Genomic DNA, 26453 nt, shown 5'->3' on the forward strand with positions numbered 1-26453 from the left:
GCGGGACGGGTCCGGAAACGCGGACAGCCGGAAGCCCCGGGACGGTGCGTCCCGGGGCTTCCGGTCAGGTCTGCGGTCTCGTCAGGCCGAGAACGAGGCGACGCGCTTGGCGATCGCCGACTTCCGGTTGGCCGCCTGGTTGGCGTGGATGACACCCTTGCTGGCAGCCTTGTCCAGCTTGCGGGTGGCCTCCTGCATCAGCACGGTGGCCTTCTCGGCGTCGCCGGCCTCAGCCGCCTCGTGGAACTTGCGGATGGCGGTCTTCAGCGACGACTTGACCGACTTGTTCCGCAGCCGGCGCTTCTCGTTCTGCCGGTTGCGCTTGATCTGGGACTTGATGTTCGCCACGCGACAGCCTCGTCTTGATAGCTCGGGTTGGTCAGCTTCCGCGCGCGACGAGCATGCGTCATCGCCGCGCGAATGGCCAGGCTACCAGGCGGCACCCCCACCATCCAAAACGAGGGTAAGGCGGGGGCCCCGCTTAACGCTTTCGGTAGAGGCGGGGCCCCCGCTTAACCAGCGGTGTTAAGCGGGGGCCCCGCCTAACCAGGTGGCCGGGCGGCCGGGCGGGTGGCCGGGCGGGTGGGCGGGTGGGTGGGTGGGTGGGTCAGGTCCAGTGCCGGCGGGAGGCCAGCCAGGCCAGCGCCTGCTCACCGCTCCACCGCTGGTGCGACCGCAGGTGCGGGGAGGCGCTCGACGCTCCGGCGGCGGCGCCGGTGAGGAAGTAGCCGGCGAGTGCGGCGAGGCTCACGTCCAGCGCGTCGGCGGGCGCCTGCGCGGTCGCCGGGTGGCCGGCGAAGGCGGCGTCCGCGTCCAGGCCGGTGGCGTACCCGGTGATCAACAGGCCGGCCAGGTCGAACCAGGCCGGCCCGTGACAGAGCCAGGTCCAGTCGCAGAGCCAGGCGCGACCGTGCGGGTCGATCAGGAGGTTGTCCACCCGCAGGTCGCCGTGGGCCAGCCCGGGGGTGGCGTCGGCGTACCCGGGGAGGCGGGACTCCAGCGCGACCAGCTCCGCCAGCGGCGCCCGGGCCGCCGGCTCGGGCAGCGGCTCCCGGCCGGCGGCGACCTCGCCCCACCAGAGGATGTCGTCGCGGGCCAGGTCGGCGAGGCGGGGCAGGCCGAGCGAGACGAGGTCCGCGGGTGGGTCGGCCAGCGCGGCGGCGACCTCGGCGTACGTGGTGAGGGCCGCCGCCAGCTCGGCCGGCTCCCAGGGCAGCCGGGGGGTGTGCCCGTCGATCGCGTCCAGCGCGAGGGCGTACCAGCCGGACCCGGTCAGCGCCCAGCGTGGTCGGGGCACCGGCAGGCCGGCGGGGAGCCGGGCGAGGATCGCGGCCTCGTGGGCGTACCAGTCGACCAGGTGCCGCTGCCCGTCCAGCGCCGCCGCCTTGACGAACACCCGCTCGCCGGTCGGGCCGGTGAGCACGGCGGCGAAGCCGCGGGTGAAGCCGCCGCCGGCCACCTCCACCGCGGCCGGCGGGCCGCCGAGCCGGGCCGCCAGCGCGTCACGCAGCCCGGCCGGCAGGTCGGCCCAGCCGGGCCGGACGGCAGTCGCCCCGTACGGAACGGGCGGTAGCGAGATCGCGCGCACCGCACCATGCTGCCGCACCGGCGCGCGGTCGGGCAGCGGCGGCGCGTCGGTGGGCTCTGCCAGACTGCCGACCATGAGGACCGAGGACTTCTGGCAGTTGATCGACCAGGCCCGGGCCGGGGCCGGGGGAGAGGCCGACGCGGTCGCCGCGCGGGCGGTCGCGCTGCTGGCCGAGCGCGACCCCGAGGAGATCGTCGGGTACGCCCACCACCAGCGGCGGGTGCTCGCCGCCTCCTACCGGGTCGACCTGTGGGGCGCGGCCTACCTGATCAACGGCGGCGCCTCGGATGACGGCTTCGAATACTTCCGGGGCTGGCTGATGACGCAGGGCCGGGCCGTCTTCGCGCGGGCGGTGGGCGAGCCGGATTCGCTGGCCGAGCTGCCCGGGGTGCGGGCGGCGGCGCTCAGCGGCGAGGAGTTCGAGTGCGAGCGGATGCTGTCGGTGCCCTGGGAGGCCTACCGGAAGGCCACCGCGGCCGAGTTGCCCGCCGAGCGCGATCCGGTGCCGGTGCCGGACCTGAACGACTTCTGGGACTTCGACGACGAGGAGGAGGCCCGCCGCCGGCTGCCGAGGCTGGCTGCGCTCTTCGTCGAGCCGCCGGCGGAGTGACGGGGGAGCCCGGGCGCTTCGCGGGCGACGTGGGAGCATAGAGGGGGCCGGCGCCGCGCCGGCCCGCTCACGTCAGCCGACCAGAACGGACCGCTGTGCCCCCGACGCTCGATCCCGGCGCGAACGCTCCCGGTGCCACCGACCCGGCGCGCATCCGGAACTTCTGCATCATCGCCCACATCGACCACGGGAAGTCGACCCTGGCCGACCGGATGCTGCAGCTCACCGGTGTGGTGGATCCCCGGCAGATGCGCGCGCAATACCTGGACCGGATGGACATCGAGCGCGAGCGCGGCATCACCATCAAGAGCCAGGCCGTCCGGATGCCGTGGACGATCCGGGAGGGCGACCGGGCCGGCGAGGCCGCCGTGCTCAACATGATCGACACGCCCGGTCACGTCGACTTCACCTACGAGGTGTCCCGTTCGCTGGCCGCCTGCGAGGGCGCGATCCTGCTGGTCGACGCCGCGCAGGGCATCGAGGCGCAGACGCTTGCCAACCTCTACCTGGCGCTCGAGAACGACCTGCGCATCATCCCGGTGCTCAACAAGATCGACCTGCCGGCCGCCCAGCCGGAGAAGTACGCCGAGGAACTGGCCCACCTGATCGGCGGCGACCCGGCGGACTGCATCCGGGTCTCCGGCAAGACCGGCGAGGGCGTGCCCTACCTGCTCGACGAGATCGTCCGGCAGTTCGTGCCGCCGGTGGGCGCGGCCGAGTCCCCGGCCCGCGCGATGATCTTCGACTCGGTGTACGACGTCTACCGCGGTGTGGTCACCTACGTCCGGGTGATCGACGGCCGGATCTCGGCTCGGGACCGGATCAAGATGATGTCCACCGGCGCGGTGCACGAGTTGCTGGAGATCGGCGTCATCTCGCCGGAGATGGTGAAGGCCGACGCGCTCGGCGTCGGTGAGGTGGGCTACCTGATCACCGGCGTGAAGGACGTCCGGCAGTCCCGGGTCGGTGACACGGTCACCATCAACGGCAACCCGGCCAAGGAGGCGCTCGGCGGCTACAAGGACCCGAAGCCGATGGTCTACTCGGGTCTCTATCCGATCGACGGCTCGGACTACCCGAACCTGCGCGAGGCGCTCGACAAGCTCAAGCTCAACGACGCGGCGCTGGTCTACGAGCCGGAGACCTCCGGCGCGCTGGGCTTCGGCTTCCGTTGCGGCTTCCTCGGCCTGCTGCACCTGGAGATCATCCGGGAGCGGCTGGAGCGGGAGTTCAACCTCGATCTCATCTCCACCGCCCCCAACGTGGTCTACCGGGCCATCACCGAGGACGGCGAGGAGATCGTGGTCACCAACCCGAGCGAGTACCCGACCGGCAAGATCGCCGAGGTGTACGAGCCGACGGTGCGGGCCACGGTGCTCACCCCGAACGACTACGTGGGCGCGGTGATGGAGCTGTGCCAGGGGCGGCGGGGCACCCTGCTCGGCATGGACTACCTCTCCGCCGACCGGGTGGAGCTGCGCTACACGCTGCCGCTGGCCGAGATCATCTTCGACTTCTTCGACCAGCTCAAGAGCCGCACCAAGGGTTACGCCTCGCTGGACTACGAGCCCTCCGGCGAGCAGGCGTCCGACCTGGTGAAGGTGGACATCCTGCTGCACGGCGAGCCGGTGGACGCGTTCAGCGCGATCGTGCACAAGGACAAGGCCTACAACTACGGCACGACGATCGCGGCGAAGCTGCGCTCGTTGATCCCGCGCCAGCAGTTCGAGGTGCCGATCCAGGCGGCCATCGGCAGCCGGGTGATCGCCCGGGAGACGATCCGGGCGATCCGCAAGGACGTGCTCGCCAAGTGCTACGGCGGTGACATCAGCCGGAAGCGCAAGCTGCTGGAGAAGCAGAAGGAGGGCAAGAAGCGGATGAAGATGGTGGGCCGGGTGGAGGTCCCGCAGGAGGCCTTCATCGCCGCGCTCTCCTCCGACTCCGGCGACGCCAAGTCGGCCGGCAAGAAGTAGCCGCCAGCGCCCGCACGACCGGCCGGCACCCCTCCGGGGGTGCCGGCCGGCTCGCGTACTCAGGAAATTTTCAGCTTGGGACGGCGCTCCCACCTGCGGTTTCGGCCGTCGGGGCGGTCGCGGGCCGGATCGGCGGGATTCCGGCCGGTTTCGATTTTCGGCCGGTCGGGAACTTAGCGGTCACGACAGCAACCGCACAGAACGTGCGAAACCGCTTATTTGGAGGACCGATCGTGGAGCTCACCGTCTGGGGCATCATCACCGCGCTGATCGTCGGCCTGATCGTCGGCGCGCTGGGCCGGCTGGTCGTGCCGGGCCGGCAGAACATGCCGATCTGGCTGCACATGCTGATCGGCGTCGGCGCCGCGCTGCTGGGCACGATCGTCGCCCGCGCTTCCGGCTTCGCCAACACCGCCGGCATCGACTGGCGCGAGCTGCTGCTGCAGGTCCTCTTCGCCGCCATCGGCGTGGCCCTGGTGGCCGGTGTGGGTCGTCGTCGCGGCGTCACCCACCACTGATCGCGTATCACGCGCCTCGACGGGCGCCCGGCCACATGGCCGGGCGCCCGTCGGCGTTTCCGCATTGAACACCGTCGGTCCGGGCAATAGCGTGCCGAGCGGGGTTTTGCGGGCTGAGCGGCAGCTCAGGGCCGGTACGAACAATTCGTCACCGGAGTCGGTTTGGGATTTTGGCGGGTCGGGAACTTAGCGGTCACGACAGAAACCACACGAACTCGTGTGACACGATCCGAAGGAGGAGGGCGACCATGGAGCTCACCGTTTGGGGCATCATCACCGCGCTGGTCGTTGGTCTGATCGTCGGCGCGCTGGGCCGGCTGGTCGTGCCGGGCCGGCAGAACATGCCGATGTGGCTGCACATGCTGATCGGCGTCGGCGCCGCGCTGCTGGGCACGATCGTCGCCCGGGCCTCCGGCTTCGCCGAGACCGCCGGCATCGACTGGCGCGAGCTGATGCTGCAGGTGCTCTTCGCCGCCATCGCGGTGGCCCTGGTGGCCGGTGTCGGCCGCCGGCGCAGCGTCTCGCGCTACTGACCCGCACCACAGCTTCGACGGGCGCCCGGCCACCGGCCGGGCGCCCGTCCGCGTACCCCCGCTCTGACCTGCCCGGACGGCACCCCTGCCGGCCGGGCCTTCGGCTGCGATACGGTCGCCTCGGCCGCCCGCCGCGAACCTCCCCCTGTTGTAAAGGAAATTTTCCTACTAAGGTGCGGCGGAGAAGGTTAGTGCCAAACGGCCCTGAGGGAGATATGGCGTGAACAGGTGGAAGCGGCTGGCTCCGGTCACCGCCATCGTGGCGTCGGCCGCGCTGGTGCTGACCGGTTGCGGTGGCTCCGGCGACGACGACAAGGCCGCCGACAACAGCAAGCTGACGGTCTGGATGATGGGCGAGGGCGGCGACGCCCAGACCAAGTTCCTCGACACGGTCGAGGCGGAGTTCAAGAAGAAGCACCCCGAGACCGACGTCGTGGTGCAGTACATTCCCTGGCTCGAGGCGCCGAAGAAGTTCCAGGCCGCGCTGGCCGGCGGTGAGGGCCCGGACGTCACCGAGCTGGGCAACACCGAGACCCAGGGCTGGGCGGCCCAGGAGGCCCTCGCCGACGTCACGGACAAGTTCAACGGCTGGTCCGAGGGCAAGGACATCCTGCCCGACCTGGTGAAGAACGCCCAGCTCGACGGCAAGCAGTACGGCGTGCCGTGGTACGCCGGCGTGCGCGCCGTCTACTACCGCACCGACTGGTTCGCCGAGGCCGGCGTCAAGCCGCCGACGAACTGGGACGAGATGGTCGCCGCCGCCAAGGCCGTGCAGGCCAAGAAGCCCGGCACCTACGGCATCGCCCTGCCCGGCAACTCCGAGCTGCCGTTCTACTCCTTCCTCTGGGGTGCCGGCGGCGAGATCGCCACCAAGGACGGCGACACCTGGAAGTCCGGCTACAACACGCCCGAGGCGCAGAAGGCGGTCAAGTTCTGGACCGACCTGGTGACCGTGCACAAGGTCGCCCCGCCCGCCTCGGCCGGCTGGAACGAGGTCGACGCCCGCACCCAGTTCGCCACCGGCAAGGCCGCCATGGCGTTCGCCGGTAGCTGGCAGGGCGGCGCGATGAAGAAGGACAACCCGGACATCGAGAAGGTCTGGGGCACGTTCCCGATCCCCGGCCCGGACGGCAAGGCCGCCCCGGCGTTCGCCGGCGGTTCCGACATCGCGGTCTGGAAGGACAGCGAGCGGCAGGCCCTGGCCTGGGACTACACGACCGTGCTGCTGAGCAAGCAGAAGGACCAGGAGTTCGCCTCCAGCCTCGGCTTCTTCCCGGTCTACAAGGACCTGGTCAGCAGCGGCAACTACGCCGACGACAAGGTGATGGCCGCGTTCGCCACCGCCATCCAGAACACCAAGCTGACCCCGCTCACCCCCAAGTGGGTCGAGGTCAGCCGCACCAAGACGGTGACCCAGGCGATGAACAGCTCGGTCATCAAGGGTCAGAAGACGGTCGAGAAGGCAACCGCCGACGCGGCCACCGAGATGGAAAGCATTCTCAACGCCAAGTGACCACGCTGACCAAGGCCACCGGCGAGGCCGCCGCGCGGGAGAACCCCGCGCGGCGGCGCCGCCGCAAGGTGGACCGCCTCCCGTACCTGCTGCTCCTGCCCTGCCTGGCGATCATCGCCGTGCTCCTGCTCTGGCCGCTCGGCCAGGTCGTGATGATGTCCTTCTACAAGCTGGACAGCGTCCGACAGCTCCGGGGGGACCGCGAGTGGCCGTGGGTCGGCCTGGCCAACTACGCGCAGATCCTCGGCGACCCGTTCTTCCGTACGGTGTTGCGCAACACCGTGCTCTTCGCGGTCGCCAACGTGGCGCTGACCATGGTGCTCGGCACGCTGGTCGGGCTGCTGCTCAACCGGCTCGGCAAGAAGATGGCCACCTTCGTGGCGAGCTGCGTGATGCTCGCCTGGGCCACCCCGGCGCTGACCGGCACGATCGTCTGGAAGTGGATCTTCGACGACACGAGCGGCCTGGTCACCTGGCTGTTCAACAAGCTGCCCGACGGCCTCTCCAGCACGCTGTTCGGCCGAAGCGACTGGACCGGCTACGGCTGGTTCAACGATCCGCTCATGTTCTTCGCCATCCTCACGCTGGTGGTGGTCTGGCACTCGTTCCCGTTCATCGCGGTGAGCGTGCTGGCCGGCCTCAAGAGCGTGCCGGGCGAGCTGCAGGAGGCGGCCCGGGTCGACGGCGCCGGCCCGTGGCGGGTCTTCTGGTCCGTCACGTTCCCGATCCTGCGCCCGGTCTTCGGCATCCTCGTGGTGCTCTCCACGATCTGGGACTTCAAGGTCTTCACCCAGCAGTTCGTGCTGGCCGGCGGCACGCAGGACCGGTCGACGTTCATGCTGTCGATCTACTCGTACGCGGAGGCGTTCTCGCCGCCGCCCAAGTACGGCCTCGGCTCGGCGATCGCCGTCATCCTCACCGTCATCCTGCTCGTGGTGACCGCCCTGTACGTCCGCATGGTGCTTCGGCAGGAGGACGAGTCGTGAAGAAGCTCGCGCTCAACGGGGCGGGCCTGCTGGTCGCGCTCTTCGCCGCGTTCCCCGTCTACTGGATGATCGCGACCTCGCTCAAGCCCAACCGGGAGATCTTCTCCGCCACGCCGCGCCCGGTGCCGGCGGAGCCCACCCTGGAGCACTACCGGGAGATCCTCACCGGCAACCTGATCCCGGGCGTGACGTTCCTCGACTTCTTCCTCAACAGCGTGCTGGTCGCGGTCGCCACCGTGCTGCTGAGCGGGCTGGTCGCGCTGCTCGCCGCGACCGCGGTGGCCCGGTTCCGGTTCAAGCTGCGCACCAGCTTCCTGATCCTGCTCCTGGTGGTGCAGATGATCCCGCTGGAGGCGCTGGTCATCCCGCTGTTCCTGATGATCCAGCGGCTCGGCCTCTACAACACGCTGCCCAGCCTGATCCTCACCTACCTGGGCTTCTCGCTGCCGTTCGCGGTCTGGATGCTGCGCGGCTTCGTGGCCGCGGTGCCGAAGGAGTTGGAGGAGGCCGCCGCGATCGACGGCGCCAGCCGGGCGCAGACCTTCCGCAAGGTGCTCTTCCCGCTGGTCGCGCCCGGCCTGGTGGCCACCAGCATCTTCTCGTTCATCACCGCCTGGAACGAGCTGATCTTCGCGTTGACCTTCGTCAACGACCAGCAGAAGTACACGCTGCCGGTGGCGATGACGTTCTTCTTCGGCCGGGACGACACCGCCTGGGGCTCGGTGATGGCCGCGTCCACCCTGTTCACCCTGCCGGTGATCGTGTTCTTCCTGCTGGTCCAGCGCCGGATGGTCTCCGGGCTGGTGGCGGGCGCGGTGAAGGGCTGAGCCTGGTCGATCAGGTGTCGGCGAAGACCTCGGCCAGCACCTGCGTCGTCGGGTCGCCCTTCACCCGGGCCCAGGTGCCCTGCTCGGCCGTCCACTCCAGGTTGCCGAAGCGGACCCGCTTCACGCCGTGGTCGTCGGCGTGCGAGACCAGCCAGTGCGCGTACCGCCAGCCGTTGCGGTCGTCGCTGGCCGGCACCGTCAGCCCGGTCAGGTTCGCCGCCGCGGTCAACCGGGGCAGCCCCCAGTCCAGCGTCAGGCCCTCCAGCACCGCGCTGGCCGCGGCCGGCCCGCGCATGGTGGGCGTCGAGCCGACCGTGCAGGCCACCGCGCCGGTCGCCTGGCCGAGCAGCGCGCGGGTGAGCACCTCCGACTCGTCGGCCCACTTCTCGTACGCCTCGGGGTAGGCCGACCGCTGCACCCGCTGCGCGGCCTCGGTGACCCGCAGGTCCTGCCAGCCCTTGACCTTCTTCAGCGCGGCGTAGAACTTCCTCGTCGCGTAGCGCGGGTCGCGGATCTCCTCCGGGGTGCCCCAGCCCTGGCTGGGACGCTGCTGGAACAGGCCGAGCGAGTCCCGGTCGCCGTGGGCGATGTTGCGCAGGTGCGACTCCTGGTAGGCGGTGGCCAGCGCCACCACCACGGCGCGTTCGGGCATCTGGCGCTGGATGCCGATGGCGGCGATGGTGGCCGCGTTGGCCATCTGGTCGGCGCCGAGCACCACCTCGCCGTCGGCCTGCACGGTGCAGGTCCGGCTGGCCAGCGGCAGCCGCAGGTGGTGACCGAACTGCTTGGTCACGAACCAGACCGCGAGCAGGGCCAGCACGCACACCACCACACCAGATGCCACGATCGCCGCTCGCGTCCGCACCAGCACCCCCAGTCCCGACAGTCCGACCAGCGTACGTCGCCGGCGCCGCTTCCCGACTCGGCCGACCGGACTGCTCGCCACCGCGTCACCGCCCCGTGACGGGTCGCTGTTAAGCGGGGGCCCCGCCTATACCGAATGCGTTAAGCGGGGGCCCCGCCTTTCATTCTCCGGCGGGCACCCACGCCGCCGGGCGCTTCTCGCGGAACGCGAGCACCCCCTCCCGCCCCTCGTCGGAGAGGAAGTACCCGGTGGAGAGCGCCGCCAACGCACCGATCTCCGCCCGCAGATCGGTCGCCGCCGGCCGGCGCAGCAGCGACTTCGTCCCGGCCAGCGCGGCCGGCGCCCCCTTCACCAGCGAGGCGCAGTAGCGCTCCACGGCGGCGTCCAGCCCGTCCGCCGGCACCGCGGCCGTGACCAGGCCGACCTCGGCGGCCCGCCGCCCGTCGAACACCTCGCCGGTCAGGTACAGCTCGGCGGCGGCCCGCGGGCTCAGCCGGGGCAGCACGGTCGCCGAGATGACCGCCGGGATCACGCCGATCCGCACCTCGGTGAACGCGAACGTGGCGTCCTCGGCGCAGACCGCCAGGTCGGCGGCGGCGATCAGGCCCAGCCCGCCGGCCCGGGCCGGCCCGGCCACCTTCGCCAGCACCGGCTTCGGGCACTCCCGCACGGCGACCAGCACGTCGCCGAGCATCCCGGCCGGCACGGTCCCGCTGGCGTACGCGGCGGCGGTCTCCTTCAGGTCGGCGCCGGAGCAGAACACCGGGCCGGTGTGGTCGAGCACGACCGCCCGGACCGCGTCGTCGGCGACCGCCGCGGCCAGCCCGGCCAGCAGCTCGGTCATCAGCGGGGTGGAGAGCGCGTTGCGGTTGTGCGGGCTGTCCAGGGTGAGGGTGGTCACCCCGCGGGCCGTGGCGACCCGCACGAGAGCGTCCGGAGAGGTCATGCCGGGCACACTAGTGGCCATGCCCGGCGTCCTTCCAGAAGGCGAACCCGTCCCGCGCGACGGGTCGCTGCCCGACACCGCCCGAAGCGCCGTCGGCGCCCGCGGCTTCGGGGTGTACGTGCACGTCCCGTTCTGCGCCAGCCGGTGCGGCTACTGCGACTTCAACACGTACACCGCCGCCGAACTGGGTGGCGGGGCGAGCCGGGAGACGTACGCCGACACCGTGCTCGCCGAGCTGGCGCTCGCCGCCCGGGTGCTGGGCGACTCCCCGCCGCCCCGGGTGGACACCGTCTTCGTCGGCGGCGGCACCCCGACCCTGCTGCCCGCCGACGACCTGGCCCGGATCCTCGACGGCATCGACCGCACCTGGGGGCTGGCCGCCGGCGCCGAGGTGACCACCGAGGCGAACCCCGAGTCGGTGACCCCGGAGTCGCTGAGGACACTGCGGGCGGCCGGCTACACCCGGATCTCGCTGGGCATGCAGTCGGCCGCGCCGGGGGTGCTCGCGGTGCTCGACCGCCGGCACGGGCCGGGCCGGGCCACCGCCGCCGCCCGGGAGGCGCGCGACGCCGGGTTCGACCACGTGAACCTGGACCTGATCTACGGCACGCCGGGGGAGACGGCGGACGACTTCGCCGCCTCGCTGGCCCAGGTGGTCGACGCGGGGGTGGACCACGTCAGCGCGTACGCCCTGATCGTGGAGGACGGCACCCGGCTGGCCGCGCGGATGCGCCGGGGCGAGCTGCCGTACCCCTCCGACGACGTGGCGGCGGACCGCTACCTGGCCGCCGAGGCGGCGCTCGGGGCGGCCGGCTTCTCCTGGTACGAGGTGTCCAACTGGGCCCGGTCGGAAGCGGCGGCGTGCCGGCACAACCTGCTCTACTGGACCGGCGCCGACTGGTGGGGCCTGGGCCCGGGGGCGCACAGCCACGTCGGCGGGGTGCGCTGGTGGAACGTCAAGCACCCGTCGGCGTACGCGGAGCGGCTGGCCGCCGGTGCGTCGCCCGCGCTGGCCCGGGAGCGGCTCACCGGTGACGAGCAGCATATGGAGGACGTGATGCTGCGGCTGCGGCTCGCCTCCGGGCTGCCGCTGGAGGTGCTGGACGACGCCGGCCGTGCCGGGGCCGAACGGGCCCGGGCCGGTGGCCTGCTCGACCCTGGCGCGTACGCCGAGGGCCGGGCGGTGCTCACGCTGCGCGGCCGGCTGCTGGCCGACGCGGTGGTGCGTGACCTGCTGCCCTGACCGGTCCGGCCGGTCCCGCCGTGCGGGACCGGCCGGCGCGGGTCACTTGATCAGGCTGGCCGACATCGGATAGCGGTAGAGCTGGCCCTCGTTGGCCTTCACGCCGCCGAGGATGCCGAAGATGATCCCGACGATCATGGCGCCGAAGCCGATCACCAGGCCGACCAGGATGCAGGTGAGGATCCAGCCGACCAGGGCGATGACCGACCAGATGAGCTGGAAGTTGAGCGCGGCGACCGCGTGCGCCCGGACGGTCGGGGACTGGTTGCCCCGGGCCAGCAGCGCCACCAGCGGTGCGATCCAGCCCAGCACGCCGCCGCCGATCAGCATCCCGGCCGCGCCGCCGAAGTGCGCCACGAGCGCCCAGGTCTTGTCGTCGTTGTTGGCGTAGCCGGCCGGCGTGCCGTAAGCGCCGCCACCGGGATAGCCGGCGCCGGGGCCCGGGGTGCCGCCACCCGGCGGGGGGTAGCCGCCGGGCGGGGGATAGCCGCCCGCCGGAGGTTGGCCGCCCGGGGGCGGATAGCCACCGGGCGGGGGATAGCCGCCTGCGCCGGGTGCCCCGGACAGTGGTGCGGTGGGCGGCTCGTCGGCCGGCGACGAGCCGTAGGGCGCCGACGGCGGGTACGGGTCGGGCTGGGGGTTGGGGTCCCCCGCTCCGGGCGGGCGAGGAGGTTCAGTCATGCACGTCACGGTAGGTGCCCGGAGCAAGTGGCACCAGGGCTGTTCGGCCCGGCCGGACCGGGCCGTCGCGGCGGGTCGGACCGGGGGTCCGCCACTGATCATCGCGTCGGTGGGTCTGCCGACGTAGACTGGCACTCGCTACAGTCGAGTGCCAGCCGCCCGGCGGATGCCGCGCGTCGCCCGGCCGAGGTGCGTCAGGAGGTGGGGAGATGGGTCTCGACGACCGCAAGCTCGCCGTGCTGCGCGCCATCGTCGAGGACTACGTGGCCACGCAGGAGCCGGTGGGCAGCAAGGCCCTGGTCGAACGGCACCAGCTCGGTGTCTCCCCGGCGACCGTGCGCAACGACATGGCGGTGCTGGAGGAGGAGGGCTACATCCGGCAGCCGCACACCAGCGCCGGGCGGGTCCCCACCGACCGGGGCTACCGCCTCTTCGTCGACCGGCTGTCCCGGGTCAAGCCGCTCAGCCCGGCCGAGCGCCGGGCGATCGAGCGCTTCCTGGTCGGCGCGGTCGACCTCGACGACGTGGTGCACCGCACGGTCCGGCTGCTGGCCCAGCTCACCCGCCAGGTCGCGGTGGTGCAATATCCCAGCCTGGCCCGGTCCAAGGTGCGTCACCTGGAGCTGGTGCCGATCTCCACCACCCGGCTGATGGTCGTCATGATCGCCGACACCGGTCGGGTCGAGCAGCGGTTGGTCGAGCTGCCCGCGCCGGTCCCCGCCGACCACGTGACCGACCTGCGCCGGCTGGTCAACGAGAAGCTCGTCGGCAGCCAGCTCGCCGAGACGCCGCCGCTGGTGCAGGCGCTGGTCGAAGAGTCCGCGCCGCACCTGCGGCCGGCCATGACCACGCTCTCCACGGTGTTGCTGGAGACGCTCGTCGAGCGGCACGAGGAGCGGATCGCGCTGGCCGGCACCGCCAACCTCACCCGGGGCGGCCTGCTCGACTTCCAGGGCTCGCTGCGACCCATCCTGGAGGCGCTCGAGGAGGAGGTCGTGCTGCTCAAGCTGATCGGCGAGGCCGAGCCGAGCACCACCCGGGTGCTCATCGGCGACGAGAACGAGATCGACAACCTGCGGGCCGCCTCGGTGGTCAGCACCGGATACGGCCCGGGCGCCACCATCGTGGGCGGGCTCGGCGTGCTCGGGCCGACCCGGATGGACTACCCCGGCAATATCGCCATGGTGAGGGCCGTGGCACGCTACGTGGGCGAACTGCTGGCCCAGAACTGACCAGTCAGGGCCGACGGCCGGCAGCGGCCGACGACCGGCGCGGACGCGAGACGAACATGAGGACACCAGACGCAGTGGCCAGGGACTACTACGGCATTCTCGGCGTGAGCCGGGACGCCTCCGACGACGACATCAAGCGTGCCTACCGCAAGCTGGCGCGGCAGTACCACCCGGACGTCAATCCGGACCCGGAGGCACAGGAGAAGTTCAAGGACATCAACGCCGCGTACGAGGTCCTCTCGGACGACCGGAAGCGGCAGATCGTCGACCTGGGCGGCGACCCGCTCGCCCCGGGAGGCGGCGGCGCGGGCCCGGGCGGCCCGGGCGGGGCCGGCCCGTTCGTCGGCTTCCAGGACATCATGGACGCGTTCTTCGGCGGCGCGGCGGGCGGCAGCCGGGGTCCCCGGCCGCGCACCCGGCCCGGCGCCGACGCGATCCTGCGCCTGGAGCTGGACCTCAACGAGACCGCGTTCGGCGTCGAGGCGCCGATCACCGTCGACACCGCCGTGCTCTGCACCACCTGCTCCGGCGCCGGCACCGCCGCCGGCACCCACCTGGCCACCTGCGAGGCGTGCGGCGGCCGGGGCGAGGTGCAGTCGGTGCAGCGGACGTTCCTCGGCCAGGTGGTCTCCGCCCGGCCGTGCACCGTCTGCCAGGGCTACGGCACCACGATCCCGCATCCCTGCCCGACCTGCGCCGGCGACGGCCGGGTGCGCACCCGCCGCTCGCTGACCGTGAAGATCCCGGCCGGCGTCGAGGACGGCATGCGGATCCGGCTGGCCCAGCAGGGCGAGGTCGGCCCGGGCGGCGGCACCGCCGGCGACCTCTACGTCGAGATCCACGAGCGGACCCACGACGTCTACTCGCGCAAGGGCGACGACCTGCACTGCCGCGTCACCGTGCCGATGACCGCCGCGGCGCTCGGCACCCGGCTGACGATCAAGACGCTCGACAGCGAGGAGGTCGTCGACGTCAAGCCGGGCACCCAGCCCGGCAGCACGCTGCGGCTGCGCGCCCGCGGCGTCCCGCACCTGCGCGGCGCCGGCCGGGGCGACCTCTACGTCCACCTGGACGTCCGCACCCCGACCAAGCTCGACGCCGACCAGGAGCGGATGCTGCGCGACTTCGCCAAGACCCGGGGCGAGGAGGTCGCCGAGCTGACCAAGCAGGGCGGCTTCTTCTCCCGGATGCGCGACGCGTTCAACGGGCACGCCTGAGGTGTCGGCGCCGCTGTTCCTGGTCGAGGCGCTGCCCACCGGCGACACGGTGACGCTGGACGGCCCGGAGGGCCACCACGCGGCCACCGTGCAGCGGCTGCGCGTCGGCCAGGAACTGCTGCTCGCCGACGGCCGGGGCGGCACCGCCGCCGCGGCGGTCACCGCCGTCGGCCGGGGCACCCTTCAGGCGCGGATCACCGGCCGGGGGTACGCCGACGCGTGCGTCCCGCGCCTGGTCGTGGTGCAGGGCATCGCCAAGGGCGACCGGGGTGAGCTGGCCGTGCAGGCGATGACCGAGGTCGGGGTGGACGAGATCGTGCCCTGGGCGGCGTCCCGCTCGGTGACCCAGTGGCGCGGCGACCGGGGCGTACGGGCCCGGGAGAAGTGGGCGGCCACCGCCCGGGAGGCCGCCAAGCAGGCCCGCCGCCCGTGGCTGCCGGTGGTGGCCGGCGCACCGGACGAGTCCACCGCCATGGTGGCCCGGCGGATCGCCGGCGCCGCCGCGACCTTCGTGCTGCACGAGGAGGCCGGCGAGCGGCTCACCACCGCCGAGCTGCCGTCGACCGGCGAGATCGTCCTCGTGGTCGGGCCGGAGGGCGGCATCGCCGAGGCGGAGCTGGCCGCGTTCCGCGACGCCGGCGCCCGTACCGTCCGGCTCGGGCCGTCCGTGCTGCGGACCTCCACCGCCGGGGTGGCCGCGCTCAGCGTGCTCGCCGCCCGCCTCGGCCGCTGGTGACTCAGGGGCGCGGGAAGATCGGCACCGGCTGCTCCTCGGGACCCAGGTCCAGGCCCGCCGGCCCGATGATCAACGGGTCGGGCGTGCCGACCACGTCGACGTCCTTGCCGTCGTAGTCGAACCGGTGCAGCACGTGCCGGATCGCCTCCAGCCGGGCCCGCTTCTTGTCGTTGCTCTTCACCACCGTCCACGGCGCGTCCGCGGTGTCGGTCCAGAAGAACATCGCCTCCTTGGCCTCGGTGTACTCGTCCCAGCGGTCGAGTGAGGCCAGGTCCATCGGGGACAGCTTCCACTGCCGCACCGGATCCACCTTGCGCACCACGAACCGGGTGCGCTGCTCGTTGCGGGACACCGAGAACCAGAACTTCACCAGCCGGATCCCGGAGCGCACCAGCATCCGCTCCAGGTCGGGGGCCTGCCGCAGGAACTCCAGATATTCGGTACGGGAACAGAAGCCCATCACCCGCTCCACGCCGGCCCGGTTGTACCAGGACCGGTCGAAGAGCACCATCTCGCCCGCGCTCGGCAGGTGGGCCAGCCAGCGCTGGAAGTACCACTGGCCGGCCTCCCGCTCGTCCGGCTTGACCAGCGCGACGACGCTCGCACCGCGCGGGTTCAGGTGCTCCATGAAGCGCTTGATGGTGCCGCCCTTGCCGGCCGCGTCCCGCCCCTCGAAGAGGATCACCAACCGCTCGCCGCTGTCCTTCACCCAGTCCTGGAGCTTGAGCAGCTCGATCTGGAGCAGACGCTTCTGGCGGTCGTACTCCTCGCGGTCGAGACGCTGCCCGTACGGGTACTCGTCACGCCACGTCTCGACCGGGCTGCCGTCCGACCGCAGCAGCACGGGATCGTTGTCGTGCCCGTCGATCACGCGGTAGTCGGCGGCGATGTCCAGCAGCTCGGTGTCGGCCATACCCGGGGTACCTACCCCGTCACCCGGTTTCGACGCGTCAGCTCCGCAGGTAGGACGCGCCGTTCAGGTCGACGATGGTGCCGGACGCCCACTCGGCCTCCGGGCTGGCCAGCCAGTGCACCGCCGCCGCGATCTCCTCCGGCCGGGCCACCCGGTGGAACGGCGACTGCGCCCGCACCGCCTCGCCCCGCTCGCTCTTGAGGTGCTCGTTGGTCATGTCGGTCGCCACGAAGCCGGGGGCCACGCACGCCACCCCGATGCGGTACGGCGCCAGCGCCACCGCGAGCGACTGCGCCATCGCGTTCATCCCCGCCTTGCTGGCCCCGTACGCCGGGTTGGCCGGCTCGCCCCGGAACGCGCCCCGCGACGAGACGTTGACGATCCGCCCGCCCCGCTCCCGCATGTGCCGGGCCGCGCACCAGGACGCGTTCGCGGCGCCGAACAGGTTGACGTCCAGCACCTCCCGCCAGCGCGTCCGCCACTGCTCGTAGGTGCTCTCGAAGACCGGGTGCGGCGGATCGGCCGGCCCGAACACGCCGGCGTTGTTGACCAGCACGTCGAGACCGCCGAGCCGTTCGGCCGCGGCGTCCACCATGGCCCGGACCGCGTCCGGGTCGGCCAGGTCGGCGCGGACCACCACGTGCCCGTCGCCGGGCAGCTCGGCACGCAGCGCCTCGGCCAGCTCGCCGGAGTCCCGGTGGTGCACCGCGACCCGGTCCCCGCCGGCCGCGAACACCCGCGCCACCGCCCGCCCGATGCCCCGCGAGGCCCCCGTCACCAGCACCGCCCGTCCCGCCATGCCGGCCATCCTGCCGCATGTTCCTTACACTGCTGCGATGGGAGTCGACTGCCTGTTCTGCCGGATCGTCGCCGGGGAGATCCCGGCCACCATCGTCCGCGAGACCGCCACCACCCTCGCCTTCCGGGACATCGACCCGAAGGCGCCCACCCACGTGCTGGTGATCCCCAAGGAGCACTACGCGGACGTGGCCACGCTGGCGCAGGGCGACCCGACGCTCGCCGGCGAGCTGCTCCAGACCGCCGCGCTGGTGGCCGAGGAGGAGGGCCTGACGGTGGACGGGTTCCGGCTCATGTTCAACACCGGCCCGTACGGCGGCCAGGAGGTCTTCCACGTGCACGCCCACCTGCTCGGCGGCGCGCCGCTGGGCCCGATGCTCTGCCGCTGACCGGTGACCACGATCTCCGACCGGCTCGGCCGGATGACGCGGCAGGCCCAGGCGAAGGGGCGCATCCCGGCCGTGTCGGCGGCCCTGCACCGGGCGGACCGCCCGCTCTGGACCTGCGCGGTGGGCGGCACCGGCAACGACACGCCGCTCGACGAGGAGACGGTCTTCCGGATCGGCTCGGTCACCAAGACCTTCACCGCCGCGCTGGTCATGCAGTGCCGCGACGACGGCCTGCTCGACCTGGACGACCCGGTCGGGCGGCACCTCGACCTGCCCGCGCACGGCGAGCTGACCGTGCGCCGGCTGCTGTCGCACACCGCCGGCCTGCAACGCGAGCCGCACGGCGACGTGTGGGACAGCCTGCGCGCCCCGGCCGTCGAGGAGCTGCTGGCCGACCTGGCCCGGGCCGAGCGGGTGCTGCCCACCGGCCGCCGCTTCCACTACTCCAACCTCGGTGTGGCGCTGCTCGGCGAGCTGGTCGCCCGGCGGCGCGGCGGCACCTGGGCCGAGGTGCTCGCCGACCGGGTCCTCACTCCGCTCGGGCTGGCCGCCACCGCCACCGTGCCGGGGGAGCGGGCCGCCACCGGGCACCTGGTCGACGCCTACTCCGACGAGGCGCACCCGGAGCCGCCCACCGACTTCGGCGCGGTGGCGCCGGCCGCCCAGCTCTGGAGCACCGCGTCGGACATGGCCCGCTGGGCGGCCTTCCTGGCCGACCCGGCCGCGCTCGACCCGGCCGGCGCGGTGCTCGCCCCGGCCACCGTCGAGGAGATGCGCTGGCCGCTCACCACGACCGACGAGTCGCTCTGGGCGGCCGGTTTCGGCCTCGGGCTGATCCTGGTGCCGCAGCCGGACCGGGTGACCCACGTGGGGCACGACGGGGCGATGCCCGGTTTCCTGGCCGCCGTCTACGGCCGGCGCGGCGGGGCGGGCACCGCCGGCGCCATGGGGTGCGCGGTGCTCGGTTCGTCCGGCGCCGGGGTGGAGGTCTTGGACCTGGCGCACGCGCTGCTGGCCGCCGCCGCCGAGCACGACCCGGCCGAGATCGAGCCGTGGCGTCCCGGCCCGCCCGCGCCCGCGCACCTGCGCGGCATGCTGGGCCGCTGGTGGGGCGAGGGCTTCGAGTACGTCTTCTCCTGGCACGACGGGGCGCTGCGGGCGCGGGGCGCGGACGATCCGGCCGGGAAGCCGCCGGCGGTGTTCGCGCCGCTGGCGGAGCGGCCGGACGTGTTCCGCACCATCTCCGGGCGGGAGTCGGGCGAGCTGCTGCGGCTCACCCGGGACGAACACGGCGTGGTGGTTCGGATGCACTGGGCGACCTACCGTTTCACCCGCGCCCAGGAGACGTTCGGCGGCTACGACTTCCGGGCCGGTGGCTGACCGCCGAGCACCGGAAATGGGCGCGGTGCCCGCGGTGTCGACCCGATACGATGGGAGCTGTCGTCCGCCGCGCCAGCAGGGCCCGGCACCGAGATCGGAGAGCAGGTGGCGCAGGGCCCCACGGCCCGACCTATGACCGGCACCCCACCTCCCGGCCCGTCCCGGGCGCAGACCAGGATCACGGTCTCCGACCCGAAGATCATGGTGAACCTGCTCGGCGCGGGCGACGAGATCCTGCGACTCGTCGAACGCTCGGTCACCAGCGACGTCCACGTGCGCGGCAACGAGATCACCATCACCGGCGCGCCCGCCGACAACGCCCTCGCCGAGCGTCTCTTCAGTGAGCTCCTCGAGTTGATCGAGAAAGGCGAGACCCTGACCACAGACGCCGTCCGGCGTACCGTCGGCATGCTCGAACAGGGCAGCGCCGAGCGGCCCGCCGAGGTCCTGACGCTCAACATCCTCTCCCGGCGCGGGCGCACCATCCGTCCCAAGACGCTCGGGCAGAAGCGCTACGTCGACGCGATCGACTCGCACACCATCGTCTTCGGCATCGGCCCGGCCGGCACCGGCAAGACCTACCTGGCGATGGCGAAGGCCGTCCAGGCGCTCCAGGCCAAGCAGGTCAACCGGATCATCCTGACCCGGCCGGCGGTCGAGGCGGGCGAGCGGCTCGGCTTCCTGCCCGGCACCCTGAACGAGAAGATCGACCCCTACCTGCGCCCGCTCTACGACGCGCTGCACGACATGCTCGACCCGGAGTCCATCCCGAAGCTGATGGCCGCCGGCACCATCGAGGTCGCGCCGCTGGCATACATGAGGGGCCGGGCGCAGCCGTACGACGCCCGGGTGCTGACCCCGGCGGGATTCCGGCCGTTCGGCTCGCTCCAGGTCGGTGACCTGGTCATCGGCTCGAACGGAACGCCCACGCCGGTGATCGGCATCTATCCGCAGGGCCCGAAGCAGGTCTACCGGGTCACCACCCAGGACGGCGCGTCCACGCTCTGCTGCGGCGAGCACCTGTGGACCGTGGCCACGCCTGACGACAAGCGTCGCGGCAGGCGGCGCACGATCGAGACGCAGGAGATGATCGGCAAGGAGTGGCGGGGGCACACCCGCCGCTACGAGCTGCCGCTCGTCGCGCCGGTGCAGATGGAGCCGCGGTCGGTTCCGCTCGACCCGTACGCGCTCGGGCTGCTGCTGGGTGACGGCACGATCTCGTGCCGCACCACGCCGGCCTTCTGCACCGCCGACCCGGAGTTGGCGACCGCGCTGGAGGAGGCGCTGGTCGACATTCAACTGGTTCGGAAGAACGACTACGACTATGTCCTCCGGCACGTCAACGGGCACCGCGGTGGCGTGATCGTGGTCAACCCGGTGACGGCGGCCGTCCGCGAGCTGGGGCTGGCCGGGGCCACCTCGGGCACGAAGTTCGTCCCCGAGGTCTACCTGAACAACAGCGTCGGCGTCCGGCTCGCGGTCCTGCAGGGCCTGCTCGACACCGATGGCGGGCCGGTCACCCAGGCCGGGCGCACGTGCCGGGTGCAGTACACGACCACGTCCGCTCAGTTGTGCGACGACGTGGTCCACCTGGTCGAGTCGCTCGGCGGGGTGGCCACGGCGCGGGTCCGCCCGGCCGAGGGCCGCAAGCCCGGGCTGGCGAAGGGCCGTCCGGTTCCGTACCGTTCCGACGCCTACGTCGTGGAGATCCGTCTTCCGGCCGACGTCGCGCCGTTCCGCCTGTCGCGCAAGCGCCGGCTCTACGACGAGCACGGTGGCGGCCGGCCGATGCGGTTCATCGACTCGATCCTCCCGGCGGGGGTGCAGGAGACGATGTGCATCCAGGTCGCGGCGGAGGACTCGCTCTACGTCACCGACGACTTCCTGGTCACCCACAACACGCTCAACGACGCGTTCATCATCCTGGACGAGGCGCAGAACACCACGCCCGAGCAGATGAAGATGTTCCTCACCCGGCTCGGCTTCAACTCGAAGATCGTGGTCACCGGCGACATCACCCAGGTGGACCTTCCCGGCGGGACGAGCAGCGGCCTGCGGGTGGTCCGGGAGATCCTGAACAACGTCGAGGATGTGCACTTCGCCCAGCTCTCCAGCTCGGACGTGGTTCGCCACAAGCTGGTGGGCGAGATCGTCGACGCGTACGCCCGCTGGGACGCCGAGCGGGAGAACCAGCAGGCGCAGAGCGTGCACGCCGTGCCGGGGCGGACCGCCCAGGGCGGCCGGGCCGGCCGGCGCCGCTAACCCATTCAGAGGAAGACAGAGTTGTCCATCGAGATCGCCAACGAGTCCGGTGTCGACGTCGACACCGACGCCGTGCTCGCCGTCGCCCGGCACGCCCTCGACGAGATGGGGGTCAACCCCCTCGCCGAGCTGTCCGTGCTGCTGGTCGACATCGAATACATGTCGGAGCTGAACCACCGCTGGATGGGCGGTGACGGCCCGACCGACGTGCTCGCCTTCCCCATGGACGAGGGCAGCGTCGACCACGGGCCGGGGGAGAGCGCCCCGGCGGGCGGCGAGCCGGCGCTGCTCGGCGACATCGTGCTGTGCCCGGAGGTGGCGGGCAAGCAGGCGGCGGCCGCCGGGCACTCCGCCGCCGACGAGCTGCACCTGCTCACCGTGCACGGCGTGCTGCACCTGCTCGGCTACGACCACGCCGAGCCCGAGGAGGAGCGGGAGATGTTCGGTCTCCAGGCCCGGCTGCTGGCCAGCTGGCGGTCGACCCGGTCGCAGTGATGGTTTCCCTAGCGGCGGCCGGTTCCCCGGCCGGTCTGCCCGATCTCCAGCTCCTGTTCTTCGGGGCCGGGCTGGTGGTGCTCGCCGGCCTGATCGCGATGACCGAGGCGGCGTTGGCCGCGGTGTCCCCGGCCCGTGCCGCCGAGCTGGCCCGGGACGGGGCGCGCGGCGCGCGTGCGCTCCAGGCGGTCGCCGGTGACGTGGTCCGCCACCTCAACCTGCTGCTCCTGCTGCGCCTGCTGGCGGAGCTGACCGCGACCACGCTGGTGGCGCTGGTGGCGGTGGACACGTTCGGCGCCGGTTGGCGGGCGGCGCTGGTGACCGCCGGGGCGATGACCGTGGTGAGCTTCGTGGTGGTCGGTGTGGCGCCGCGCACGCTGGGCCGCCAGCACGCGTACGCGGTCGGCCGGGCGGTCGCGCCGCTGGTGCGCTGGCTGGGTCGGGCGCTCAACCCGCTGGCCTCGCTGCTGATCCTGATCGGCAACGCGGTCACGCCGGGCAAGGGGTTCCGCGAGGGGCCGTTCGCCACCCAGGTGGAGCTGCGTGAGCTGGTCGACCTGGCCGAGCAGCGGGGCGTGGTGGAGCACGGTGAACGCCAGATGATCCACTCGGTCTTCGCGCTCGGTGACACCATCGCCCGGGAGGTGATGGTGCCGCGCACCGAGATGGTGTGGATCGAGGAGCGCAAGACGCTGGCCCAGGCGCTGGCGCTGTTCCTGCGCTCCGGGTTCTCCCGCATCCCGGTGATCGGCGAGAACGTCGACGACGTGCTCGGGGTGCTCTACCTGAAGGATCTGATCCGGCGTACCCAGGGCGACCGGGGGGCGCGGCAGATGCCGGTGGCCGAGCTGATGCGCCCGGCGACGTTCGTGCCGGAGTCCAAGCCGGTGGACGATCTGCTCTCCGAGATGCAGGCGGCCCGCAACCACCTGGTCATCGTGGTGGACGAGTACGGCGGCACCGGCGGCCTGGTCACCATCGAGGACATCCTGGAGGAGATCGTCGGTGAGATCACCGACGAGTACGATGTCGAACGCCCACCGGTGGAGCACCTGCCGGACGGGGCCGTGCGGGTGACCGCGCGGCTGCCGGTGGAGAATCTGGGCGAGCTGTTCGACACCGAGCTGCCCACCGACGAGGTGGAGACGGTCGGTGGCCTGCTCGCCCAGGCGCTCGGTCGGGTGCCCATCCCGGGCTCCGGGGCCGAGGTGGCCGGTCTGCGCCTGATCGCCGAGGGCACCACCGGCCGGCGCAACCGGATCGACACCGTCCTGGTGAGCCGGGCCGGGCCGGGTTCCGCGCCGGAGGGCGCGGGGCCGGCCGAGTCCGGTGGCAACCCCAACCGTTCCGAGGAGAGGCAACCCGCCGATGCCTGAGTCAGCCGCCGTGCCGGCCGCACTGCCCACGCCCGCCGATCCGGCCGAGCTGAGCGCCGAGGACGCCAAGCTCGTCGTGCTGGCCCGGGGCGCGCGGGGCCGGGTGGGGGCCGTGGAGGGCGCGGCGGTCCGCGACCAGGACGGCCGGACGTACGCGGCGGCCAGCGTGGCGCTGCCGTCGCTGGCCCTGACCGCGCTCCAGTTGGCGGTCGCGTCGGCGGTGGCCGCCGGCGCGAGCCGGTTGGAGGCCGCGGTGGTGGTGACCGAGGCGTCGACGCTCGACGGGGCGGGGCACGCGGCGGTGCGTGACCTGTCCGTCGACGCGCCGATCCACGTGGCCGCGCCGGACGGCGCCGTGCTCGGCACGGTGGTCGAGTGACCACGCCCGAGGCGCGTCCCTACCGCGCTGGTTTCGCCTGTTTCGTCGGCCGGCCGAACGCCGGTAAGTCGACGTTGACCAACGCGATCGTCGGCACCAAGATCGCGATCACGTCGAGCAAGCCGCAGACCACCCGGCACATCATCCGGGCCGTGTTGCACCGGCCGGAGTCGCAGCTCGTGCTGGTCGACACGCCGGGCCTGCACCGGCCCCGCACGCTGCTCGGGGAGCGCCTGAACGACCTGGTCCGGGAGACCTGGAGCGAGGTCGACGTGATCGGGTTGTGCGTGCCGGCGAACGAGCCGATCGGCCGGGGTGACCGGTTCATCACCGGCGAGCTGTCCAGCCTGAAGGCCACCGTGCTGGCCGTGGTCACCAAGACCGACCTGGTGGACAAGAAGCGGCTGGCCGAGCAGTTGCTCGCGGTGAGTGAGCTGGCCGACTTCGCGGCGGTGGTGCCGGTGAGCGCGGTCTCCGGGCACCAGGTCGACACGCTCGTCGACGTGATGACCGACTACCTGCCGGAGTCGCCGCAGCTCTACCCGGACGACATGCTCACCGACGACCCGGAGCAGGTGCTCGTCGCCGAGCTGGTGCGGGAGGCGGCGCTGGAGGGGGTCCGCGACGAGCTGCCGCACTCCATCGCGGTGGTGGTGGAGGAGATGATCCCGGAGGGCAACCTCACGAAGATCTACGCGGATCTCTACGTGGAGCGGCCGAGCCAGAAGGCGATCGTGATCGGTCACCGGGGCAGCCGGCTCAAGCACGTGGGCAGCACCGCGCGCCGGCAGATCGAGGAGTTGCTGGGCACCCGGGTCTACCTGGATCTGCACGTGCGGGTGGCGAAGGACTGGCAGCGCGACCCGAAGCAGCTCCGCAAGCTGGGGTTCTGAGGTCAGGTTCAGCCAGGCCTATGGGGCATCTCACCCCGACCGGACGTCCTTACACGTTTCACAGCTCGCCGGAGCAGGGTAGGGGCTTGTGTTCATGCCCCCGGACCCTGCTGCGAGCTGATGCGAAACCGCTACCTCGACCTGCTGCGTTTCCTGGCCATCCTGCGAGTCGTCACCTACCACGTCACCGGCTACGCCACGCTCACGCTGGTGTTCCCGGCGATGGCGGTGATGTTCGCGCTGGCCGGGTCGTTGATGGCGGCGTCGCTGGACCGCACCGGGGTGCCCGCCGTGGCGCGCCGGCTGCGGCGCCTGCTGCCCTCGCTCTGGGTGCTCGCCGCGGTCTTCGTGCCGGCGATGCTGCTCACCGGGCTGCCGTTCAGCCCGAAGGTGCTGCTCTGGCTCTTCCCGATCAGTGACCCGCCGGCCAACTACTGGGGCGGGCTGGCGCTCAGCCCGATCTGGTACCTGCGGGACTACCTGTGGTTCGTGCTCGCGTCCCCGCTGGCGCTCTGGCTGTTCCGCCGCGCGCCGCTGCCCACGGTGGCCGCCCCGTACGCGCTGCTGGCCGCGATCGAGTTCGGCGTCCTGCTGAACCCGCCGACCGTGCTGCGCGAGTTCGGTCTCTACTTCGGCGCCTGGCTGCTCGGCTTCGCCCACCACGACGGTCTGCTGCGGCGGATGCGCAACCGGGTGCTGCTGCCGCTCGCCGGTGTCCTCGCCGCGGCCGGCGGGGCCTGGATCGTCACCCACCCCGGCCCGCGCGGCTACGACATCAACGACATCCCGCTCGGCAACGCGCTCTGGGCGACGGCGTTCATCCTGGTGGCGATCGGCCGGGCGCCGACCGGTGCGGCCTGGGTCGACCGGTTCCCGGCGTTCGGCCGGGCGGTGACCGTGGTGAACCGCCGGGCGCTGACCGTCTACCTGTGGCACATGCCGTTCGTGGTGGCGCTCACCCCGCTGGTCGGCCTGGTGGGCTGGTCGACCACCGACCCGGTCGGCCTGTGGGTGCGGGTGGGGCTGGTCCTCGCCCTGGTCGGCGTGGTGACGTTGCTGGTCGGCTGGGTCGAGGACGTGGCCGCCCGACGTACCCCGGAACTGGTGCCGGGCAAGCCCCGGCGGTCGGCGGCGGAACGGGCGGCCGACGCCCCGGCGAGCCCGGCCCCGGCCGGCGCGGCGGGCGGGCTGGTCGGCGCCGCGGCCCGGGCGCCGGCGCCGCGCCGCAGCCCCGACGGGTCCGCCGACCCGCTCAGCGGCCGGTTACGGTGACGTTTCCGCTGGTCGCGGAGACGTCGAGCAGCAGCGACGCGCCCGGGTCGTTGGTCACCTGCACGTCGGTGTCGCCGGACCTGGCGTCGGCCCGCACCCGGTAACGGCCGGCCGGTACGGCCAGGTCGACGTTCCCGCTGGTGGCGTGCAGTCGGGCCGGGGCCGGCTGGTCCAGCTCGACGGTGAGGTTGCCGGAGGTGGTCTCCGCGTCGACCGCGGAGGCGAGCCGGCGGGCCTCGATGTCGCCGGAGTTGGCGCGCAGCCGGACCGGGCCGGCCGCCTCGACCAGCCGGATGTTGCCGGACGTGGTGGCGGCGCGCACCTCGCCGCTCGCCCCGTTGACGGTGAGGTCGCCGGAGCTGAGCGTGAACTCCACCGCGCCGACGTCGGTGAGGTCGACGGTGCCGGAGTCGGTGCCGCCGCGCACCGCCACGCCCTTCGGCGCGGTGACCTCCCAGGAGATGCTGCACCGGTGGCCGCAGTCGGTGGGCAGCACCAACTCGTCGCCCTTGAGCGTGTAGCGGCTGTCCGGCTCGCCGCCCTGGTAGCGCACCGTGCGCTTGATCTTCACCTGGTCGGCGGGGCCGTTGGCCCGCACCACCACGTCGCCCGAGCCGCCGCCGTCGACGGTGATCCGGGTGACCTTCGCGCGCTCGGTCTGGTCGTAGTCGAGCCGGCGGAACGACAGGGTGTCACACCCGGCGAGCACGATGAGCGTGGCGGCGGCGGTCGCGGCCACCACACCGCGTGCCCGGCCGGCGACGCGGGGCCGGTGACCCGTTCGGAGCGGAACCATGGCCAGAACCCTAGGGCGGGCGGGGTGGCCGG

26 protein-coding genes and 3 pseudogenes are annotated in these 26453 nt (G+C 72.5%); 21 read left to right on the forward strand and 8 right to left on the reverse strand.

Going from position 1 to position 26453, the window contains the following annotated elements; translation table 11 throughout:
* Nucleotides 1-81 precede the first annotated feature (81 nt).
* Nucleotides 82-348 carry a 30S ribosomal protein S20 gene (rpsT, locus tag H1D33_RS00845; RefSeq protein ID WP_091071372.1) on the reverse strand — a complete coding sequence of 89 codons (267 nt, stop codon included), beginning with the start codon at nt 346-348 and terminating at the stop codon, nt 82-84.
* 259 nt (nt 349-607) lie between these two features.
* The gene (locus H1D33_RS00850; protein ID WP_307755286.1) at nt 608-1663 is read right to left on the reverse strand and encodes a phosphotransferase family protein; all 1056 of its coding nucleotides are present in this window, start codon (nt 1661-1663) and stop codon (nt 608-610) included.
* On the opposite strand from H1D33_RS00850, the gene H1D33_RS00855 reads away from it, so the two are divergent.
* The 7 genes from H1D33_RS00855 (at nt 1662) to H1D33_RS00885 (ending at nt 8548) form a co-directional block, all read left to right on the forward strand.
* Nucleotides 1662-2198, forward strand: a complete 537-nt coding sequence (locus H1D33_RS00855) for a DUF4240 domain-containing protein (RefSeq protein ID WP_307755287.1) — start codon at nt 1662-1664, stop codon at nt 2196-2198. The two genes, H1D33_RS00850 and H1D33_RS00855, sit on opposite strands and share 2 nt — an antisense overlap.
* A gap of 95 nt (nt 2199-2293) precedes the next feature.
* On the forward strand, nt 2294-4171 hold the full coding sequence (lepA, locus tag H1D33_RS00860; RefSeq protein WP_307755288.1) for a translation elongation factor 4: 1878 nt from the start codon (nt 2294-2296) through the stop codon (nt 4169-4171).
* A 233-nt stretch (nt 4172-4404) separates the two neighbouring features.
* On the forward strand, nt 4405-4689 hold the full coding sequence (locus H1D33_RS00865) for a GlsB/YeaQ/YmgE family stress response membrane protein (RefSeq protein WP_307755289.1): 285 nt from the start codon (nt 4405-4407) through the stop codon (nt 4687-4689).
* Nucleotides 4690-4937: 248 nt separating this feature from the next.
* Nucleotides 4938-5222, forward strand: a complete 285-nt coding sequence (locus H1D33_RS00870; protein ID WP_098746948.1) for a GlsB/YeaQ/YmgE family stress response membrane protein — start codon at nt 4938-4940, stop codon at nt 5220-5222.
* A 220-nt stretch (nt 5223-5442) separates the two neighbouring features.
* Nucleotides 5443-6735, forward strand: coding sequence for a sugar ABC transporter substrate-binding protein (locus H1D33_RS00875; RefSeq protein WP_307755290.1), 1293 nt, complete (start codon nt 5443-5445; stop codon nt 6733-6735).
* Nucleotides 6732-7721: a carbohydrate ABC transporter permease gene (locus H1D33_RS00880; RefSeq protein ID WP_307755291.1), complete on the forward strand. Its 990-nt coding sequence runs from the start codon at nt 6732-6734 to the stop codon at nt 7719-7721. Before H1D33_RS00875 ends, H1D33_RS00880 begins: the two co-directional genes overlap by 4 nt.
* On the forward strand, nt 7718-8548 hold the full coding sequence (locus H1D33_RS00885; RefSeq protein ID WP_307755292.1) for a carbohydrate ABC transporter permease: 831 nt from the start codon (nt 7718-7720) through the stop codon (nt 8546-8548). Before H1D33_RS00880 ends, H1D33_RS00885 begins: the two co-directional genes overlap by 4 nt.
* 10 nt (nt 8549-8558) lie before the next feature.
* Here the strand turns inward: H1D33_RS00885 and H1D33_RS00890 are convergent, their stop codons facing one another.
* Both H1D33_RS00890 and H1D33_RS00895 read right to left on the reverse strand, forming a co-directional pair.
* A complete protein-coding gene (locus H1D33_RS00890; RefSeq protein ID WP_307755293.1) occupies nt 8559-9419 on the reverse strand; it encodes a hypothetical protein in 861 nt (286 codons plus the stop codon).
* A gap of 154 nt (nt 9420-9573) precedes the next feature.
* Nucleotides 9574-10359 carry an enoyl-CoA hydratase-related protein gene (locus tag H1D33_RS00895; protein WP_307755294.1) on the reverse strand — a complete coding sequence of 262 codons (786 nt, stop codon included), beginning with the start codon at nt 10357-10359 and terminating at the stop codon, nt 9574-9576.
* A gap of 19 nt (nt 10360-10378) precedes the next feature.
* Between H1D33_RS00895 and hemW the strand changes: the two genes are divergently transcribed.
* Nucleotides 10379-11602, forward strand: coding sequence for a radical SAM family heme chaperone HemW (gene hemW, locus H1D33_RS00900; RefSeq protein ID WP_307755295.1), 1224 nt, complete (start codon nt 10379-10381; stop codon nt 11600-11602).
* 42 nt (nt 11603-11644) lie between these two features.
* Here hemW and H1D33_RS00905 read toward each other — a convergent pair whose 3' ends face one another.
* Nucleotides 11645-12283: a DUF4870 domain-containing protein gene (locus H1D33_RS00905; RefSeq protein ID WP_307755296.1), complete on the reverse strand. Its 639-nt coding sequence runs from the start codon at nt 12281-12283 to the stop codon at nt 11645-11647.
* Nucleotides 12284-12492: 209 nt separating this feature from the next.
* On the opposite strand from H1D33_RS00905, the gene hrcA reads away from it, so the two are divergent.
* The 3 genes from hrcA (at nt 12493) to H1D33_RS00920 (ending at nt 15468) form a co-directional block, all read left to right on the forward strand.
* A complete protein-coding gene (gene hrcA, locus H1D33_RS00910) occupies nt 12493-13515 on the forward strand; it encodes a heat-inducible transcriptional repressor HrcA (RefSeq protein ID WP_307755297.1) in 1023 nt (340 codons plus the stop codon).
* A 74-nt stretch (nt 13516-13589) separates the two neighbouring features.
* The gene (gene dnaJ / locus H1D33_RS00915) at nt 13590-14732 is read left to right on the forward strand and encodes a molecular chaperone DnaJ (protein ID WP_307755298.1); all 1143 of its coding nucleotides are present in this window, start codon (nt 13590-13592) and stop codon (nt 14730-14732) included.
* A 1-nt stretch (nt 14733) separates the two neighbouring features.
* Nucleotides 14734-15468: a 16S rRNA (uracil(1498)-N(3))-methyltransferase gene (locus tag H1D33_RS00920; RefSeq protein WP_307755299.1), complete on the forward strand. Its 735-nt coding sequence runs from the start codon at nt 14734-14736 to the stop codon at nt 15466-15468.
* 1 nt (nt 15469) lies between these two features.
* Here the strand turns inward: H1D33_RS00920 and ppk2 are convergent, their stop codons facing one another.
* Nucleotides 15470-16381: a polyphosphate kinase 2 gene (gene ppk2, locus H1D33_RS00925; RefSeq protein ID WP_307755300.1), complete on the reverse strand. Its 912-nt coding sequence runs from the start codon at nt 16379-16381 to the stop codon at nt 15470-15472.
* 37 nt (nt 16382-16418) lie between these two features.
* The gene (locus H1D33_RS00930) at nt 16419-17180 is read right to left on the reverse strand and encodes an SDR family NAD(P)-dependent oxidoreductase (RefSeq protein WP_307755301.1); all 762 of its coding nucleotides are present in this window, start codon (nt 17178-17180) and stop codon (nt 16419-16421) included.
* Between the two features lie 37 nt (nt 17181-17217).
* Between H1D33_RS00930 and H1D33_RS00935 the strand changes: the two genes are divergently transcribed.
* The 10 genes and pseudogenes from H1D33_RS00935 (at nt 17218) to H1D33_RS00980 (ending at nt 25625) form a co-directional block, all read left to right on the forward strand.
* Nucleotides 17218-17568, forward strand: coding sequence for a histidine triad nucleotide-binding protein (locus tag H1D33_RS00935; RefSeq protein WP_307755302.1), 351 nt, complete (start codon nt 17218-17220; stop codon nt 17566-17568).
* A 3-nt stretch (nt 17569-17571) separates the two neighbouring features.
* The gene (locus tag H1D33_RS00940) at nt 17572-18948 is read left to right on the forward strand and encodes a serine hydrolase domain-containing protein (RefSeq protein WP_307755303.1); all 1377 of its coding nucleotides are present in this window, start codon (nt 17572-17574) and stop codon (nt 18946-18948) included.
* Nucleotides 18949-19080: 132 nt separating this feature from the next.
* A pseudogene (locus H1D33_RS00945) lies at nt 19081-19776 on the forward strand (PhoH family protein); the annotation flags it as partial.
* A 324-nt stretch (nt 19777-20100) separates the two neighbouring features.
* Nucleotides 20101-20583 (forward strand): annotated as a pseudogene (locus tag H1D33_RS00950) (LAGLIDADG family homing endonuclease); the annotation flags it as partial.
* Between the two features lie 264 nt (nt 20584-20847).
* Nucleotides 20848-21210, forward strand: a pseudogene (locus tag H1D33_RS00955) (PhoH family protein); the annotation flags it as partial.
* A 21-nt stretch (nt 21211-21231) separates the two neighbouring features.
* A complete protein-coding gene (ybeY, locus tag H1D33_RS00960) occupies nt 21232-21705 on the forward strand; it encodes an rRNA maturation RNase YbeY (RefSeq protein ID WP_307755304.1) in 474 nt (157 codons plus the stop codon).
* The gene (locus tag H1D33_RS00965; RefSeq protein WP_307755418.1) at nt 21681-23081 is read left to right on the forward strand and encodes a hemolysin family protein; all 1401 of its coding nucleotides are present in this window, start codon (nt 21681-21683) and stop codon (nt 23079-23081) included. Before ybeY ends, H1D33_RS00965 begins: the two co-directional genes overlap by 25 nt.
* Nucleotides 23074-23460 carry a cytidine deaminase gene (locus H1D33_RS00970; RefSeq protein ID WP_307755305.1) on the forward strand — a complete coding sequence of 129 codons (387 nt, stop codon included), beginning with the start codon at nt 23074-23076 and terminating at the stop codon, nt 23458-23460. Before H1D33_RS00965 ends, H1D33_RS00970 begins: the two co-directional genes overlap by 8 nt.
* The gene (gene era, locus H1D33_RS00975) at nt 23457-24353 is read left to right on the forward strand and encodes a GTPase Era (protein ID WP_307755306.1); all 897 of its coding nucleotides are present in this window, start codon (nt 23457-23459) and stop codon (nt 24351-24353) included. Before H1D33_RS00970 ends, era begins: the two co-directional genes overlap by 4 nt.
* A 120-nt stretch (nt 24354-24473) precedes the next feature.
* On the forward strand, nt 24474-25625 hold the full coding sequence (locus H1D33_RS00980; protein WP_307755307.1) for an acyltransferase family protein: 1152 nt from the start codon (nt 24474-24476) through the stop codon (nt 25623-25625).
* Here the strand turns inward: H1D33_RS00980 and H1D33_RS00985 are convergent.
* Nucleotides 25606-26421 (reverse strand): DUF4097 family beta strand repeat-containing protein, encoded by an 816-nt coding sequence (locus tag H1D33_RS00985; protein WP_307755308.1) that lies wholly within the window; start codon nt 26419-26421, stop codon nt 25606-25608. The two genes, H1D33_RS00980 and H1D33_RS00985, sit on opposite strands and share 20 nt — an antisense overlap.
* Nucleotides 26422-26453 lie beyond the last annotated feature (32 nt).

The organism is Micromonospora ferruginea (assembly GCF_013694245.2).
Taxonomy (GTDB): Bacteria; Actinomycetota; Actinomycetes; order Mycobacteriales; family Micromonosporaceae; genus Micromonospora; species Micromonospora robiginosa.